Here is a 17,199-nt window from a genome sequence, read left to right on the forward strand (position 1 = left end):
GCATCAAAGTCAAAAGTAAAATCGCAGTCTAGCTAGATAAAACAATAGCAAAGGAAATTCTGTGGCAGGACACAGCAAATGGGCCAATATTCAACACCGCAAGGGTCGTCAGGACGAAAAACGCGGCAAGGTTTGGACCCGTATCATTCGTGAAATTATGGTCGCTGCGCGCCAGGGCGGCGCAGATTTGAGCGCAAACCCGCGTTTGCGTCTGGCGATCGACAAGGCCAAGGCCGCCAACATGCCGGCCGACAACATCAAGCGCAACATCGACAAGGCCACCGGCAACCTTGAAGGCGTGACCTATGAGGAAATTCGCTACGAAGGCTATGGCATCGGTGGCGCGGCCATCATTGTCGACACGATGACGGACAACCGCGTGCGCACCGTGGCCGATGTGCGCCATGCGTTCAGCAAGCACGGCGGCAACATGGGCACCGAAGGCTCGGTGTCCTTCCAGTTCCGCAACCTGGGGCAGCTGGTGTTTGCACCGGGTGCCGATGAGGAAAAGATCATGGAAGTGGCGCTGGAAGCCGGCGCCGATGATGTGATCACCGATGAGGAGGGCGCCGTCGAAGTGCTGACGCCCCCGTCAGAATTTGAAGCGGTGCGCAATGCGCTGGAGGCAGCGGGCTTCAAGCCCGAAGTGGCCGAGGTGACGATGCGCCCCGAAAATACCGTAGATCTGGATGAGGAAGGTGCGGCCAAGATGCAAAAATTGCTGGACGCACTGGAAGATCTGGATGATGTTCAAGATGTTTACCATAACGCGGCGCTATGAAGGTACTTGTGATTGGTGGCGGCGGCCGTGAACACGCAATGGCCTGGAAGTTGGCGCAATCGCCCAAGGTCTCCAAGGTCTATGTAGCCCCGGGCAACGCAGGCACGGCACGCGACAAGCGTCTGGAAAACCTGCCGATCACCGATGTGGTCCAGCTGCGCGAATGGGCACAGGACAACGGCGTGCAGCTGTCTGTCGTCGGCCCCGAGGCACCCTTGGCCGCCGGCGTGGTGGACGAGTTCCGCGCCCACGGCATGAAGATCTTCGGCCCGACCAAGGCCGCAGCGCAACTGGAAAGCTCCAAGGCCTTCTCCAAGGATTTCATGGCACGCCATGGCATCCCGACGGCGCAGTACGAGACCTTCAGCGACCCGGTGGCGGCCCATGCCTACATCGACAAGCTGGGCGCGCCCATCGTCGTCAAGGCGGACGGCCTGGCTGCCGGCAAGGGCGTGGTGGTCGCTACCACCGCCCAGGAAGCACACGATGCGGTCGACTTCATGTTGGTGGACAACAAATACGGCGTCGCCCATAACGACGGCGGCGCCCGCGTGGTGATCGAGGAGTTCCTCGACGGCGAGGAAGCCAGCTTCATCGTGCTGTGCGACGGCAAGAGCGTGGCGGCCATGGCGACCAGCCAGGACCACAAGCGCCTCAAGGACGGCGACCAGGGCCCCAACACCGGCGGCATGGGTGCCTACTCGCCCGCTCCCGTAGTGACGGCCGATGTGCATGCCCGCGCGATGCGCGAGATCATCCTGCCCACCATCCGTGGCATGGAAAAAGACGGCATTCCCTACACCGGCTTTTTGTACGCAGGCCTGATGATCGACAAGGCGGGTCACCCCAAGACCCTGGAGTTCAACTGCCGCATGGGTGACCCGGAAACCCAGCCGATCATGATGCGCCTCAAGAGCGATCTGGTCGATGTGATGCAGGCTGCCACCGACGGCAAGCTCGACCAGATCGAGCTGCAATGGGACCGCCGCACTGCGCTGGGCGTGGTGATGGCTGCCCATGGCTACCCGGACGCACCCCGCAAGGGCGATGTGATCACCGGCCTGCCTGAGGACGAAGAAGAAGTGATGGTTTTCCACGCCGGCACCACGGTGCAGGATGGCAAGCCCGTTACCAGCGGTGGTCGCGTGCTGTGTGTGACCGCCTTGGCCGACAACGTCAAGCAGGCGCAGCAGCGTGTGTATGCCGCTGCCGCGCAGGTGCATTTCGATGGCGCGCAATACCGCCACGACATCGGCTACCGCGCGGTCAAGTGACCGTTCGCAAGCCCACAGTGAGCCAGGCCCGTGCTGTCCTCTTCCGTTGACCAACTGAACGCCGGGGCCGAGGCCCTGGCGGTGGCCGCCTATCTGCAGTCGCTGCAGGCCTCGATCACCGATGCGGTCGAAGCGCTGGAGCAGGAGGCAGGCAGCAACGTCCGCTTTCTGGCCGATGCCTGGCAAAAGGCGCCAGGTGAGAAGCTGCAAGGCCAGGGTCTGACCAAGATCCTGGAAGGCGGCTCGGTGTTCGAGCGTGCAGGCGTGGGCTTTTCGCAGGTGCGGGGCCCGCAGCTGCCACCCTCGGCCACCCAGCACCGTCCCGAGCTGGCGGGTGCGCCTTTCACCGCCATGGGCGTGTCGCTGGTCTTCCATCCACGCAACCCCTATGTGCCAACCGTGCACATGAATGTGCGCATGATCGCCGCAGGCCACCCCGGCCAGCCCGCCACCTGCTGGTTTGGCGGCGGCATGGACCTGACGCCGTTCTACCCCTTTGCCGAAGACGCGCAGCATTTTCACCAGGTCTGCCACGATGCGGTGGCGCCTTTCGGTGCCGATCTGTACCCGCGCTTCAAGCAGTGGTGTGACAGCTATTTCTTCCTCAAGCACCGCAACGAAGCGCGTGGCATCGGCGGCATCTTTTTTGATGATTTCTCCGAGCTGGGTTTTGAGGGTGGCTTTGCGATGCTGCAGTCGGTGGGCGATGCCTTTTTGAAGGCCTACCTGCCCATCGTGCAGCGCCGCAAGGACCAGGCCTATGGCGAGCGCGAGCGGGACTTTCAGCTCTACCGGCGCGGCCGCTATGTGGAGTTCAACCTGGTCTGGGACCGGGGCACCCACTTTGGTCTGCAATCCGGCGGGCGCACGGAATCGATCCTCCTGTCGATGCCGCCCTTGGCCAGCTGGAGCTACCAGCGCCAGGACCCTGAGGGCTCGCCCGAAGCGCGCTTGCTGGCGGAGTTTTTGCAGCCGCGTGATTGGCTGTGAACCTGCCAGCCAGGGCTGCCGGTTCCGTGCGGGAGGGGTAGCCCGAACGCCTTTTGCTGGCCCGGCGCCCATGCCGCAAGGCCATACCAGAGCGCCATTTGGCGCAGCCTGCGTATAATTCGCTTTCCGCTGACCGTATGCATGCCCCATCGCAGGCTGCGCGGCAGCTTCTCTTGAAGGCTTTGCCCTTTTGCCACTGCGTGTTGACGCGATCAACAATAACTGCAACACGCGCTATAGTAGAAACACTTTCATCCATCACCTACTGATGACCACCGCCAAAAAATCCGAATCCACTGCCAAGAAATCTGTGCAATTGCTGCAGCGTGCCATCGTTGATGGGCTGGAAGATGTGAAAGCACAAGATATCCAGGTTTTCAATACCGAGCACCTGTCGCCGCTGTTTGAGCGCGTGATCGTGGCCGCAGGTACCTCGAACCGCCAGACCAAGGCCTTGGCTGCCAGCGTCAAGGATGCCGTCAAGGAAGCGGGCTTTCCCAAGCCACGTACCGAAGGCGAAGACAACGGCGAGTGGATCATCGTCGACTGCGGCCCTGTTGTGGCCCACATCATGCAGCCGATGATTCGCCAGTACTACCGTTTGGAAGAGATGTGGGGCGACACGCCCGTGCGCGTCAAGCTGGGCGCTGCCAAGCCTAAGGCCGCCAAGCCTGCCAAGGCCAAGGCAGAAGCCGCTGCCGACACCGCTGACAGCAAGAAAAAGCCCGCTGCACGCAAGCCAGCAGCTGCTGACAAGGCCGCTGATGCACCGGTGAAGAAGACCGCTGCCAAGAAGCCCGCCGTCAAGAAGATCTCGGGCACCGTGGCTAAGAAGCCTGCGGCCAAGAAGACCAGCGCTGCTGCCACCGTCAAGACCGTCGTGGTCAACAAGCCCAAGGCCACCAAGCCTGCAGCCAAGAAGCCAGCGGCCAAGCGCGCAACCACCAAGGCCAAGTAAATCCCCTCAACCTGCGGGTTGCAAAGAGCTGTACTGCCAGGCAGGACAGCTCTTTTTCATTGGAGAGTTCGCATGAAGATTTTCATCGTTGCGGTGGGCCAGCATGTACCCGATTGGGCGCAGACCGCCTATGACGACTATGCCAAGCGTTTCCCGCCCGAGCTGAAGGTGGAGCTCAAGGCCGTCAAGACCGAGCCGCGCGGCTCCAAGACCGTCGAGACCCTGTATGCCGCCGAGCGCAAGCGCATCGAGGCAGCCATCCCGCGCGGCACGCGCATTGTCGTGCTCGATGAGCGCGGCACCAACCTGACCACCAAGGCGCTCGCCCAGCGGGTCAAGGGCTGGCAGCTTGAAGGCGATGATGTCGCGTTGATCATCGGTGGTCCTGATGGGCTGGACCCCGAGTTCAAGGCTGCGGCGCATGAGCGCATTCGGCTTTCGGATATGACCTTGCCCCATGCGATGGTGCGTGTGCTGCTGATCGAGCAGCTCTACCGCGCCTGGTCGGTCAATGCCGGCCATCCTTACCACCGCGAATAAGGCCAGCGCGCTTGCTCTCGGGTGGGCGAGGGCAGAGCAATATCCCCGCTTGCCAGCGGGCTGCCGGATGCGTTATGCTGCAAAAATAATAGCTGCTTGCGCTGAATTGATGGGCGCAGGCGCTTTTTTCAAATCTAGGCCTCGCTTCCCACCATGCACCCCTTTGTCTACCTGGCATCGCAGTCTCCACGCCGCAGTCAACTGCTTGAACAGATCGGTATCTCCCACCGCTTGCTGGTTGCCCAGGACGACGACCCCGAACCCCAGGACCCCGAAGCGCTGGAGCTGGTGCTGCCGCGCGAATCCGCCACCGACTACGTGCAGCGCGTGACCGGGCTGAAGCTGGATGCTGCCATCGCCCGCCTGCAGCGGCGCGGGCTGGAGCAGGCGCCGATTCTGTGCTCCGACACCACGGTGTCGCTGGGCCGGCATATTCTGGGCAAGCCCGAGTCGCAGGAACAGGCCCGCGAGATGCTGCAAGCGCTCAGTGGCAAGACGCACCGTGTATTGACGGCCGTGGCCCTGCAAAGCGGTCGCAAGCGCCTGACCAGCCTGTCGGTCTCCAGCGTGGAGTTCGCCGTCATGGACAGCGCGCAGATCGACGCCTATGTCGCCAGCGGTGAGCCCATGGGCAAGGCGGGCGCCTATGGCGTGCAGGGGCGGGCGGCAGCGTATATTGCCAAGATCAGCGGCAGCTATTCAGGCATCATGGGCCTGCCGGTGTTCGAGACGGCCAATGTACTGCGGGCTGCTGGGTTTGCCATCTAAGGCCCTCAAAGAATGACTTCTATGCAAAATGATATTTTGATCAATTGGGCGCCGCAGGAGACGCGGGTGGCGATCATCGAGGGCGGCGCGGTGCAGGAGCTGCACCATGAGCGCACCCTGGAGCGCGGCCTGGTCGGCAATGTCTACCTGGGCAAGATATCGCGGGTGCTGCCCGGCATGCAGTCCGCCTTTATCGACATTGGCCTGGAGCGCGCCGCATTCCTGCATGTGGCCGATGTCTGGCAGCGCCAGGAAGGCGGCCTGGCGCCGATGTTCGCACGCAAGGGCGAGCCCCAGGTGCCGATTGAAAAGCAGATCTTCGAAGGCCAGTCGATCATGGTGCAGGTCATCAAGGACCCGATCGGCACCAAGGGCGCGCGGCTGTCCACGCAGATCAGCATTGCCGGGCGCCTGCTGGTGTACCTGCCGCAGGACGACCACATCGGCGTGTCGCAAAAGATTCCCCAGAACGAGCGCGATGCCTTGCGCGCCCGCCTGCAGGCGCTGGTGGGCACGGCGCAAACGGGTGGCGGCGGCGGCTTTATCCTGCGCACCAATGGCGAGGACTCCAGCGATGAAGAGCTGGCCGAGGACATCAGCTACCTGCGCAAGGTCTGGAAGCGCATCAAGGAAAGCGCCGCCAAGCAGGCCGTCAAGACCCTGCTGCACCAGGACCTGAGCCTGATGCAGCGCGTGCTGCGCGATATGGTCACAGAGAATACCCAGTCGATCCGTATCGATTCGCGTGAGCAGTTCGTGCTGCTGCAGCAGTTTGGCCAGGAGTTCATGCCCGCCGCGCTGCCCAAGCTGCAGCTCTACAAAGGTGAGCGCCCGATTTTCGATCTGTACTCGGTCGATGAGGAAATTGCGCGTGCGCTGGGCCGGCGCGTCGATCTCAAATCCGGCGGCTACCTGATTGTGGACCAGACCGAGGCCTTGACCACCGTCGATGTGAACACTGGCGGCTATGTGGGTGCGCGCAATTTTGACGACACCATCTTCAAGACCAATCTGGAAGCGGCCCATGCCATTGCCCGCCAGCTGCGGCTGCGCAACCTGGGCGGCATCATCATCGTGGACTTTATCGACATGGTGCATGAGGACCACCAGGCGCAGGTGCTGCATGAGCTGCGCAAACAGCTGCAGCGCGACCGGGTCAAGACCATGTGCGGAGAGTTCTCCCAACTGGGCCTGGTGGAGATGACGCGCAAGCGCACCCGCGAATCGCTGGCCCATATGCTCTGCACCTCCTGCCCCGTCTGCAGCGGCGTGGGCGAGGTCAAGACTGTCCGCACCGTCTGCTATGACATCCTGCGCGAGATCCTGCGCGAGGCGCGCCAGTTCAACCCCAAGGAGTTCCGCGTGCTCGCCGCCCCGCCGGTGATCGAGATGCTGCTGGACGAGGAAAGCCAGCATTTGGCTGGGCTGTCCGATTTCATCGGCAAGCCTATCTCGCTGCAGGCCGAAGGGCGGGATGGATCGGACCAGTACGATATCGTGCTGCTGTAGCAGTGGACCACTGACGGCTGACAGCAGACAGCCAACAAAAAGCCCGGCGAGAGGGATTCTCGCCGGGCTTTTTGCCTGGGAAGAGGGCGCTTTACAGCCTGCGCAGACGTTCCAGCGCCGCCAGCAAGGTTTCGTCCTTTTTGGCATAGCAAAAGCGCACCACCTGTTGGTCAAAGCCGTTGCCATAAAAGGCAGACAGTGGAATGGCCGCTACGCCCAGGTCCTTGACCAGCTGCTGGCAGAACTCGGCTTCGCTAGCATCGGTGACTGCGGAGATGTCCACGCACTGGAAGTAGGTGCCGGAGCTGGGGAGCAGCTTGAGGCGCGTGCCTTCGAGGCCGGCGCGGAACAGGTCGCGCTTCTTTTGGTAGAAGGCGGGCAGGTTCAGGTAGGGCGCAGGGTCTTTGAGGTACTCGGCCAGGCCCACCTGCATGGGAGTGTTGACGGTGAAGACATTGAACTGGTGCACCTTGCGGAATTCCGCCGTCAACGGCGCCGGTGCGGCCACAGTGGCCACCTTCCAGCCCGTCACATGGAAGGTCTTGCCGAAGCTGCTGATGACATACGAACGCGCGGCCAGGCCTGGGTAGCGCGATGCGCTTTCATGGCGCTCGCCGTCGAACACCATGTGCTCATAGACCTCATCGGCGAGCAGCAGGATATTCGTGGGGGCCAGCAGGTCTTGCAGCTGCTGCATTTCCTGCGCGGTCCAGGTGGTGCCGCTGGGGTTGTGTGGGGTGTTGATCAGCAGCAGCCGCGTCTTGGGGGTGATCGCTGCGGCGATCTTGCCAAAGTCAGGGCGGAAGGTCTTGGGCGTCAGCGGCACGCGCACCGGCACGCCACCAGCCAGCTCGATATTGGGCACATAGCTGTCGTAGCAGGGGTCCAGCACGATGACCTCGTCACCAGGGCTTACGCAGCTGAGGATGACGGTCAGGATCGCTTGGGTGGCACCGGCGGCGACGGTGATCTCGCTGTTGGCGTCATAGCGCTTGCCATAGAGCGCTTCGATTTTCTGGGCCACCACCTCGCGCAGGGCCGGCACACCGGTCATCGGCGGGTACTGGTTGTGGCCGGCCTGCATGGCGCGGCTGACACTGTCGATCAGCGCCGGGTCGCAGCCAAAGTCCGGAAAGCCCTGGCCCAGGTTGACGGCCTTGTGCTCGGCGGCGAGCGCCGACATGACGGTGAAGATGGTGGTGCCCACGTTGGGCAGACGGCTGGGGAACGACGGGGTGAGGGCGGAAGCGGACATGGTGATCAGGGCTGGAAAAAGACCGCAGCCGGCGGGCCGGTCTGCGATCCATCGATCAATAAGCGGTTTGGGTTTTGAATGGGGAGCGGATCAGAGCTCGTAGTCAGCCACATGGCCGACCATGGCACGGGCGATCAGATCACGGCTGAGGCGGTCGCTGAGCAGCTCGGCAAATTTGTAGACAAAATTGCGCATGTATGCACCGCGCTTGAAGGCCACGCGCGCCACGCTCTCGCCAAACAAATGGCCGACAGGCCGCACGGCGAGGTCCTTGAGCGGGTCATCGCGCATGGCCATCTCGGCCACGATGCCAATGCCCAGACCCAGGCGCACATAGGTCTTGATCACGTCGGAGTCGATGGCTTCCAGCACGATCTTGGGCGTGAGCTGGCGGGCAGCCATCGCCGAGTCGATCTTGCCCCGGCCGGTGAACGAGGGGTGGTAGGTGATCAGGGGCTCACCAGCGATGTCTTCCAGATTGATGCGCTCCTTTTGGGCCAGTGGGTGCTGGTGGGGCATGACCAGCACGTGCTGCCATTCGTAGCAGGGCAGGGTCACCAACTCGGGGTAGTCGGCCAGCGATTCGGTGGCCATGCCCAGGTCGGCTTGCTCGTCAATCACCATGCGGGCCACTTCAGCGGGCGTGGCCTGGTGCAGGCTGACCGTCACCTTGGGGTAGTGCTCGCGCAAGCGTGCCACCGGCGTGGGCAGCACATAGCGGGCCTGCGTGTGGGTGGTGGCGATGGAGAGGGTGCCGCTGTCCTGCGCGCTGTACTGGTCACCGATGCGCTTGAGGTTGCCGACCTCGCGCATGATGATCTCGATGCTGCGCAGCACCTGCTGGCCTGGCTCGGTGATGCGCTTGAGGCGCTTGCCATGGCGCGCAAAAATGTCGATGCCCAGCTCCTCTTCCAGCTCGATGATGGCCTTGGAGACGCCGGGTTGCGAGGTGTGCAGTGCCTTGGCCGCCTCGGTCAGGTTGAGGTTGCGGCGCGCGGCCTCTTGCACAAAGCGGAACTGATGCAGGTTCATACAATGATGCGGAATATGAATTTGCATCATTATGCTTGATTGGAATATAAAAAGCATCCGATATGCAGAAACCCAGGCTGGGGGGCGGAATTTCTCAATTGCAGCGCTGGCACAGTGCGCCGCCCATCGAGCAGCAGCTACTGCGCTCGGGCCTGGGTCAATAACCGATGAAGCACTACCCCTGCAATTTGCCTTCCAGATAACCGCCAGCCATGTCTGCCAGCAGCTGTATGACGCGTGCATCCTCACCCATCGCCGGGGCAATGCGCAGTTGCAACTGCGGGTAGAGCGGGGCGAGTTCCTCGACCAGCGCTGGTATGTCTTCGCTGGCATGCTTGCCAACGCCAAACAGCAACGGCCAGATCGTGATGTGGGCCAATTGGGGATGCGATTGGAGCAACTGAGCGACAGCGGGGCCGAGTGGTGGGTCGCACCAGTCGAGGTAGGCGCAGGCAACGGCGGCTGATGGCTGGGCTTGCTGCACCTGGGCGAGCAAGTGCTCGGCATTGCGGCGCCAGACAGGGTCCCTAGAGCCATGAGACAGCAGAATCAAACCGATGGAGGGTGTGGAGGACGGCATGGTGGGTGAGGCGTTAGCGGTAGAAACAAGCGCTGCCTTGGGTAAAGGTAGGAACCTTTGGGCATTATCGCTTTCCCATATCCGTGCCGGAAACGGTGCCCGAACGGATACGCATGTTGCAAAATGTACAGCGTGCGCGGAGCGCAGCAGAAAACTGGCTGAACCCGTGCAACGCTTTACACTGCCTACATATTTAGCTGTAAAAATAGTAGTTTGCTCTACCTTGAAGCCAAAAACCGATGATGCCGGATGTTTCCAATTTTTCGCGCCAGTCCCTGGCAACGTTTCAATCTTTGGCAATTGTCGGAAAGCTTTCCTCCCCCCACACGCTTGGCCACGCTGTCCGTATAGTGGCGGTGGTGGCCGCCATCGGTTTGCTGGCTGCATGCTCCGATAAGGCAGCACCGGCCGCGGCCGCCGCGCCCCAGGCTCCAGAGGTCGGCGTCATCACCGTGCAGGCTGCATCGCAGCAGCTGACGGCGGAACTGCCAGGCCGCACCAATGCCTTCATGATTGCCGAGATTCGCCCGCAGGCCAATGGTATTGTGGAAAAGCGCCTGTTCACCGAAGGCGCATCGGTCAAGGCCGGCCAGGCGCTCTACCAATTGGATGACCGGCCGGCAAGGGCGACCGTCAACAGCGCCGAGGCTGCCTTGGCCAAGGCCAAGGCCACGGCGCAGACCGCCCGCAGCAATGCCGCGCGCAATAGCGAACTGGTCAAGATCGACGCCATCAGCCGCCAGGTCTTCGATGACAGCCAGGCCCTGGTTGCGCAGACTGCCTCCGACGTGGCCGTCGCCCAGGCAGCGCTGGACAATGCCCGGATCAACCTGCAGTACACCCGCATCAGCTCGCCAATCAGCGGCAAGGTCAGCACCTCGGCGGTGACGCCCGGTGCGCTGGTCACCGCCAACCAGGCGACGGCGCTCACCACCGTGGTGCAGCTCGATCCGATGTATGTGGACTTCACCCAATCGAGCACCGAGATGCTGCAGCTGCAGCGCGACCTGAAGGCGGGCCGCTTTCAGCGCCTTGAAGGGGATCAGATTCCCGTGCGCATCCGTCTCGACGACGGCACCGAATACAGCCATGAGGCCAAGCTCAAGTTCTCTGGCGTGATCGTCAGCCCCACCACAGGCACCGTCACCTTGCGGGCGCAGGTGCCCAATCCCGAAGGCGTGCTGATGCCCAATATGTATGTGCAGGCGCTGCTGCCCACGGCTGTGGCGCCTGATGCCTTGTTGGTTCCCCAGCAATCGGTGGTGCGCGATTTGACGGGCAAACCAACCGTCTTCGTCGTCACTGCCGAGGACAAGGTGCAACGCCGTGCGCTGCAGCTCGACCGCGCCGTTGGCAGCCAGTGGCTGGTGGGCAGTGGCCTCAAATCGGGTGAGCGCGTAGTGGTCGATGGCTTCCAGCGCGTGAAGGACGGAGACAAGGTGCGGGTCGCCGAGGTGGATCTGAAGGCGCAGGCCGAGCGCGTCCGCAGCCCAGGGCGCGCGCCTGGCCAGGCCGCAGCGCCTGCTGCAGCCCAGTAAGACACCCAGAACCCGAGGCTGCATCCATGGCACAGTTTTTTATCCAGCGCCCCATCTTTGCGTGGGTGATCGCCATCATCATCATGTTGGGCGGGGCTCTGTCCATCTCCAAGCTGCCGCTGGAGCAATATCCCGAGATTGCGCCACCGCGCGTCACCATTGGTACCCAGTACACCGGCGCATCGGCCGAGACGGTGGAGAACTCCGTCACCCAGATCATTGAGCAGCAGCTCAAGGGCATTGACAACATGCTCTACATGAGCGCGACCAGCAATGCCTCTGGCCAGGCCCGCATCACCTTGACCTTTGCGCCCGGCACCAATGTCGATGTAGCCCAGGTTCAGGTGCAAAACAAGATCCAGGGCGCGCTCAACCGCCTGCCCGAATCGGTCAAGAGCCGGGGCGTGTTCATCAACAAGGGCGGCCAGGATTTTCTGGTCACCTACAGCTTTTACTCCCAAGACCCGACGATGACCGAGGTCGACATTGGTGACTACATCAATGCCAGCCTGGTCGATGTGATCGGGCGCCTGGAAGGCGTGGGTGACATCAATGTGTTCGGCACCTCGTATGCGATGCGCATCTGGATGGACCCGGCCAAGATGGAGAAATTCGGCCTGATGCCGTCGGACCTGAGCAATGCACTGAATGCGCAAAACGCCCAGGTGTCGGCCGGCCAGCTGGGCGCGCTGCCAGCGGTGAACAACCAGCAGCTCAATGCGACGATCACCGCGCGCACCAAGCTCAAGACCGTGGACCAGTTCGAGGACATCGTGCTCAAGGCCGCCACCGATGGCTCGGTGGTCACCATGAAGGATGTCGCCCGCGTGGAGCTGGGCGCAGAAAACCTGAACGTGCAGGCCAAGCTCAACGGCATGCGCGGCGCGGGCATGGGCATCATCCTGGCCGATGGCGCCAATGCGATGGCGGTGTCCGATGCCGTTGCGGCCAAGCTGGCCGAGATGAAGCCGTACTTCCCCAACCAAATCGACTACTTCGTCAGCTCGGACTCCACGCCCTTTGTGCGCGCCTCCATCCATGAGGTGGTGGCTGCGCTGGGCGAGGCCATGGTGCTGGTGGTAATCGTCATGTTCGTGTTTTTGCAGAACCTGCGCGCCACGTTGATCCCGGCCATTGCCGTGCCGGTGGTGCTGCTGGGCACCTTTGGTGTGTTGTCGATTGCCGGTTATTCCATCAATACCTTGACGATGTTCGCAATGGTGCTGGCCATCGGCTTATTGGTAGACGATGCGATCGTCGTGGTGGAGAACGTCGAGCGGGTGATGCATGAGACGGGCATGTCCGCCAAGGAGGCGACCAAGGTCTCGATGCGCGAGATCACACCGGCGCTGGTCGGTATTGGCGTGACCTTGTCGGCGGTGTTTGTGCCCATGGCCTTTTTTGGCGGCTCCACCGGGGTGATCTACCGCCAGTTCTCGATCACCATCGTCGCGGCGATGGCGCTGTCGGTGTTTGTCGCGCTGACCTTGACCCCCGCACTCTGCGCCACCCTCCTGAAGGCGCCCGAGCATGCTGGCGGCCATGAGCGCGCCATCCGCAAGGGCCTGTTTGGCATTAGTGACCGGTTCTTCCGCTGGTTCAACCGTAATTTCGACCGCACCGCCACCCGCTACCAGGGCATCGTCGCCCGCAGCCTGCGCCGCGCCAAGCGCATGATGCTGATCTTCATCGCGGTGCTGCTGGGCGTGTGGCTGCTGATGCACAAGCTGCCAACCTCCTTTCTGCCTGACGAGGACCAGGGCTTTCTGTTTGTGAACGTCAATCTGCCATCAGGCGCAGCCGATGCGCGTCTGCAGGACGTGCTCGACGAGGTACGCGAGTACCTGCTCCAGCAGCCTGACATCATCAGCTTCAACCAGGTCTCGGGCCTCAATGGCGACCAGAGCTCGGCGCGCGGCTTTATCCGCCTCAAGCCCTGGGATGAGCGCAAACTGGCATCGCAGTCGGCCGCAGCCATTGCCAACAAGGCTACCAAGGACCTGTCGCGCATCCGTGATGCGCGCGTGCTGGTGATTTTGCCGCCGGCCGTGCGTGGCCTGGGTGCCAGCTCGGGCTTCAACTTCATGGTCAAGGACATGAACAGCATCGGCCATGATGGCCTGCTGGCCGCCAGCAACCAGGTACTGGCTGCCATGCGCGCCAACCCCAATCTGACAGCGGTACGCACCACCAATCTGGACGACGCGGCCGAATTGCGTGTGGATGTGGATGACCGCAAGGCCGCTGCGCTGGGCCTGTCGTATGCCGACATCAACAGCGTGCTGTCCAGCGCCATGGGCGGCACCTATGTCAATGACTTCCTGAACAATGGCCGCGTCAAGCGCGTCTACATCATGGGCGATGCGCCGCACCGCATGCTGCCGCAGGACATCGCCAAATGGACGGTGCGCAACAAGAATGGCGAAATGGTGCCCTTTGGTGCGTTCTCCGACACGCACTGGGCCTACGGCTCGCCCCAGCTGCTGCGCTACAACGGCAGCCCGGCCTACGAGTTCGAAGGCCGCGCAGCACCCGGCATCAGCTCCGGGGCAGCAATGCAGGAGGTCGAAGCCATCCTGGCCAAGCTGCCAGCCGGCCTGGGCTATGAATGGACCGGCGCGTCGCTGCAAGAGCGCCAGTCCGGTGCCCAGGCGCCCATGCTGTACGCCATCTCGATCCTGTTCGTGTTCCTGTGCCTGGCCGCGCTGTATGAAAGCTGGACCGTGCCGCTGTCAGTGATGCTGGCCGTGCCGCTGGGGGTGATTGGTGCGCTGGCCGCCACCTATACCCGGGGCCTGACCAATGACGTGTACTTCCAGGTGGGCTTGCTCACCACCGTGGGTTTGGCGGCCAAGAATGCCATCTTGATTGTCGAATTTGCGGTGCAGCTGCAAGAGCAGGGCAAGCGCCTGTTTGATGCCACGGTGGAGGCGGTGCGCCTGCGCTTGCGCCCGATCCTGATGACCTCGCTGGCCTTTGGCTTTGGCGTGATTCCGCTGGCCATTGGCACCGGCGCCGGTGCCGGCGGGCGTAACGCCATCGGCACGGCCGTGCTGGGCGGTATGGTGGCCTCGACCGTGCTCGGTATTTTCATGGTGCCGGTCTTCTTCCTGCTCATCCGCAGTTGGTTCCGCTCGCGCAGCCGCCATGACGAGGCGCCTGCGCAAGCCAGCGCCGCGCCGGAGACTGCGCCATGAGCCGTTTTGATACTTTTTCCATGACCCGTGCCTACCGTTTGCCGCTGTCCCTATTAGCAGCGGGCCTGCTGTCCGCCTGCAACCTGGCGCCGCAGTACCAGCGTCCAGAGCCTGCTGTACCTGCCACGCTCGATGGGGTGGCCCAGACCTTGCCCGCCGACTTTGTCGTCGAGCCCGCTGCCGCCGATAGCTTGCAGTTGCTGCCCTGGCAGCAGTGGGTGGAGAGCGCGGGCCTGCGCCAGTTGATCGAGCAAGGCCTGCAGAACAACCGCGACCTGCGCGTTGCCATCGCCAATATCGAAAGGGCACGTGCGCAATATGGCGTGCAGCGCGCCGATCAGTTGCCCAGCCTGAACGCCAGTGCCCAAGGCAGCCGCACCCGCACTGCCGACGATCTGCGCTCTTCCACTGCGCCATCCACCGTCGCCAACCAGGTTAGCGTGCAATTGGGCCTGGCCAGCTACGAGCTCGATTTCTGGGGCCGTGTGCGCAATTTGAGCGAGGCAGCCTTGCAGCAGTACCTGCTGGTGGAAGAAAACCGCCGCAGTGTGCAACTGGGCTTGATCACCGATATCGCCAATGCCTGGGTGGCCCTGGCCAGCGACCAGCAGCGCCTGCAACTGGCACGCGACACGCTGGCCACGCGCGAGCAGGGCTACGGCCTGGTGCAACGCATGCACCAGCTGGGCGCCACCAATGGTTTGGTGCTGGCCCAGAACGAGACCGCAGTCGAGACCGCCCGCAACGATGTTGCCGCCTACGAGTCGCAGGTGGCCCGTGATCGCAATGCGCTGCAGCTGCTGGTGGGCGGGCCCATATCAGGCGATATGCTGCCGCCGGCACCCACGGCATCGCTGAGCAGCAACGAGGTCAAGAGCGCGGGCTCGGGCCAGTTGCTTGACGGCGCAACGCCTCATGTCAAAACGCCAGGCGTAGCCACCGCGATGACCGTGGTGCCGACCGGCCTGTCGTCGCAGGTGCTGCTGGCCAGGCCCGATGTGGTTGCCGCCGAGCACAGCCTGCAGGCCCAGTACGCCAGCATTGGTGCGGCGCGTGCTGCCTTCTTCCCCACCATCAGCCTGACGGCCAATGCCGGCACCGCCAGCGATGCGCTGTCGGGCCTGTTCGATGGTGGCAACCGCGCCTGGAGCTTTGTGCCCCAGATCCGTTTGCCGATTTTCGACGGCGGCCGCAACCAGGCCAATCTCGATATCGCGCAAGCCAACCGCGATGCCGCACTGGCCCAGTACGACAAGGCTATCCAGGTGGCGTTCCGCGAGGTGAGTGATGCACTGGCCGACCGCGCCACGATGCAGCGGCGCCTGAACTCGCAAGCAGCCCTGGTGCAGGCGGCCAGCCGGGTGCTGCAGCTGTCGCAGGCGCGCTTCAAGGCCGGGGCCGACGATTTTCTGACCGTGCTCGATGCACAGCGCAGCCTCTACGCTGCCCAGCAAACCCAGATTACCTTGATGCAGGCCGAGCAGGTCAACCGCATCAGCCTGTACAAGGCGCTGGGTGGGGGCATCGACAAGCAGCCCTGATGCTGCAGGCGCTGCTGCAATCGCGCATGGCCGCCAGGGCGATGCGCGCTGCACTACCATGGCGGGCATGACTGATACCTTGCCTACGCCTGCTGACCGCAATCCTTCTGCCGAGTTTGATGAATCCCGGGCGCAGGCGGTTGATGCGCTCATTGTGGGCGCCGGTCCTGTGGGCATGTTTGCCGCCTTCCAGCTGGGTTTGCAGGGCGTGCAGGCCCAGCTGTGCGACAGCCTGCCGCAGATGGGCGGCCAGTGCATTGCACTCTATGCCGACAAGCCCATCTACGATATCCCCGGCATTGCGCTGTGCACCGGCCGCGAGCTGGCTGCGCGGCTGCAGCAACAGATCCAGCCCTTTCATCCCGTTTTTCATGGCCACACCCAGGTCGCACAACTGCTGCCCCATGGCGATGGCCGTTGGCGTGTGCAGCTGCAGTCCATCGATGGGCCGCAGGCCCGCTGGTTGCTGGCCCGTACCGTGGTGGTGACCGCCGGCGTGGGGGCCTTTGTGCCCAAGCAGCTGCGCCTGCCCGGGCTGGAGGCCTGGTTGGGCAGCCAGGTGTTCTACCATCCCGCGTTCGATGATGCCTGGCTGGAACCCATCCTGGCGCGGCAAGCTGCGCCCCGCATTGTGATCAATGGCGGTGATGACGCGGCCGTGGAGGCCGTGCTGGCTGCCGCAGACCATGCCAGTTTGCAAGCCGCGCAACTGGTGCTGATGCACCGGCGCGACCAGTTCAATGCCCCAGATGCACTGCTGCAGCGCCTGGCGCAGCTGCGTGCCAGCGGCAGGGTCGAGGTGGTCATTGGCATGCCGCAGGCCATTGAGGCCGCCGAGCGCCTGCAGGGCATTGGCTACGTTGATGCTGACGGTGCTGACCAGCGCCTGGCCTGTGACCAGCTCTGGGTGTTCCAGGGCCTGTCGCCCAAGCTCGGGCCCTTGCTGGACTGGAATCTGGCGCTGGAGAAAAAACAGTTGCAGGTGGCGACCGACAGTTTTCAGACCAGCGCCGTGGGCATCTACGCCGCAGGCGATATCGTCAGCTACCCGGGCAAGCGCAAGCTGATACTGACCGGCTTCTACGAAGCGACGATGGCGGCCATGGCGGCTGTTGAATACCTACGCGGCGAGAAGCTGCTGCTGGAATACACGACCACCAGCAAGCGCCTGCATGCGCGCCTGGGTGTCTCGCACCCGGACTGATCTTGCTGGGCTTCGCGCAGCTGCTGTAGCGG

14 protein-coding genes are annotated in these 17,199 nt (G+C 63.0%); 11 read left to right on the forward strand and 3 right to left on the reverse strand.

The window, feature by feature from the left end; all coding sequences use genetic code 11:
• Nucleotides 1-61: 61 nt before the first annotated feature.
• The 7 genes from LPW39_RS19250 to rng all read left to right on the forward strand — a co-directional run bounded on the left by LPW39_RS19250 (nucleotide 62) and on the right by rng (nucleotide 6,820).
• The gene (locus tag LPW39_RS19250; protein WP_133858840.1) at nucleotides 62-781 is read left to right on the forward strand and encodes a YebC/PmpR family DNA-binding transcriptional regulator; all 720 of its coding nucleotides are present in this window, start codon (nucleotides 62-64) and stop codon (nucleotides 779-781) included.
• Complete coding sequence (purD, locus tag LPW39_RS19255) at nucleotides 778-2,055, forward strand: phosphoribosylamine--glycine ligase (protein ID WP_116925614.1); 1,278 nt, start codon at nucleotides 778-780, stop codon at nucleotides 2,053-2,055. Before LPW39_RS19250 ends, purD begins: the two co-directional genes overlap by 4 nt.
• 30 nt (nucleotides 2,056-2,085) lie before the next feature.
• On the forward strand, nucleotides 2,086-3,045 hold the full coding sequence (gene hemF, locus LPW39_RS19260; protein ID WP_230778807.1) for an oxygen-dependent coproporphyrinogen oxidase: 960 nt from the start codon (nucleotides 2,086-2,088) through the stop codon (nucleotides 3,043-3,045).
• 268 nt (nucleotides 3,046-3,313) lie between these two features.
• Entirely contained in the window at nucleotides 3,314-4,003 is a 690-nt protein-coding gene (gene rsfS / locus LPW39_RS19265; RefSeq protein WP_230778809.1) for a ribosome silencing factor, read from the forward strand.
• Nucleotides 4,004-4,075: 72 nt separating this feature from the next.
• Complete coding sequence (gene rlmH / locus LPW39_RS19270; RefSeq protein WP_116925617.1) at nucleotides 4,076-4,543, forward strand: 23S rRNA (pseudouridine(1915)-N(3))-methyltransferase RlmH; 468 nt, start codon at nucleotides 4,076-4,078, stop codon at nucleotides 4,541-4,543.
• 153 nt (nucleotides 4,544-4,696) lie between these two features.
• Nucleotides 4,697-5,311: a Maf family protein gene (locus tag LPW39_RS19275; RefSeq protein ID WP_230778811.1), complete on the forward strand. Its 615-nt coding sequence runs from the start codon at nucleotides 4,697-4,699 to the stop codon at nucleotides 5,309-5,311.
• Nucleotides 5,312-5,332: 21 nt separating this feature from the next.
• Nucleotides 5,333-6,820 carry a ribonuclease G gene (gene rng / locus LPW39_RS19280; protein ID WP_230778813.1) on the forward strand — a complete coding sequence of 496 codons (1,488 nt, stop codon included), beginning with the start codon at nucleotides 5,333-5,335 and terminating at the stop codon, nucleotides 6,818-6,820.
• 91 nt (nucleotides 6,821-6,911) lie between these two features.
• On the opposite strand, the gene LPW39_RS19285 is transcribed toward rng, so the two are convergent.
• The 3 genes from LPW39_RS19285 to LPW39_RS19295 all read right to left on the reverse strand — a co-directional run bounded on the left by LPW39_RS19285 (nucleotide 6,912) and on the right by LPW39_RS19295 (nucleotide 9,687).
• Nucleotides 6,912-8,075: a pyridoxal phosphate-dependent aminotransferase gene (locus tag LPW39_RS19285; RefSeq protein WP_230778815.1), complete on the reverse strand. Its 1,164-nt coding sequence runs from the start codon at nucleotides 8,073-8,075 to the stop codon at nucleotides 6,912-6,914.
• 90 nt (nucleotides 8,076-8,165) lie between these two features.
• The gene (locus LPW39_RS19290) at nucleotides 8,166-9,107 is read right to left on the reverse strand and encodes a CysB family HTH-type transcriptional regulator (protein ID WP_230778817.1); all 942 of its coding nucleotides are present in this window, start codon (nucleotides 9,105-9,107) and stop codon (nucleotides 8,166-8,168) included.
• Between the two features lie 175 nt (nucleotides 9,108-9,282).
• Nucleotides 9,283-9,687, reverse strand: a complete 405-nt coding sequence (locus tag LPW39_RS19295) for a sirohydrochlorin chelatase (RefSeq protein WP_230778820.1) — start codon at nucleotides 9,685-9,687, stop codon at nucleotides 9,283-9,285.
• A gap of 359 nt (nucleotides 9,688-10,046) precedes the next feature.
• On the opposite strand from LPW39_RS19295, the gene LPW39_RS19300 reads away from it, so the two are divergent.
• The 4 genes from LPW39_RS19300 to LPW39_RS19315 all read left to right on the forward strand — a co-directional run bounded on the left by LPW39_RS19300 (nucleotide 10,047) and on the right by LPW39_RS19315 (nucleotide 17,167).
• The gene (locus LPW39_RS19300) at nucleotides 10,047-11,225 is read left to right on the forward strand and encodes an efflux RND transporter periplasmic adaptor subunit (RefSeq protein WP_456236976.1); all 1,179 of its coding nucleotides are present in this window, start codon (nucleotides 10,047-10,049) and stop codon (nucleotides 11,223-11,225) included.
• A gap of 26 nt (nucleotides 11,226-11,251) precedes the next feature.
• A complete protein-coding gene (locus LPW39_RS19305) occupies nucleotides 11,252-14,422 on the forward strand; it encodes an efflux RND transporter permease subunit (RefSeq protein WP_230778822.1) in 3,171 nt (1,056 codons plus the stop codon).
• A gap of 20 nt (nucleotides 14,423-14,442) precedes the next feature.
• A complete protein-coding gene (locus LPW39_RS19310; protein ID WP_230778865.1) occupies nucleotides 14,443-15,963 on the forward strand; it encodes an efflux transporter outer membrane subunit in 1,521 nt (506 codons plus the stop codon).
• A 67-nt stretch (nucleotides 15,964-16,030) separates the two neighbouring features.
• The gene (locus LPW39_RS19315) at nucleotides 16,031-17,167 is read left to right on the forward strand and encodes an NAD(P)/FAD-dependent oxidoreductase (protein ID WP_269075892.1); all 1,137 of its coding nucleotides are present in this window, start codon (nucleotides 16,031-16,033) and stop codon (nucleotides 17,165-17,167) included.
• Nucleotides 17,168-17,199: the final 32 nt, after the last annotated feature.

Source organism: Comamonas koreensis, assembly GCF_021026195.1.
GTDB classification, from domain to species: domain Bacteria; phylum Pseudomonadota; class Gammaproteobacteria; order Burkholderiales; family Burkholderiaceae_C; genus Comamonas; species Comamonas koreensis.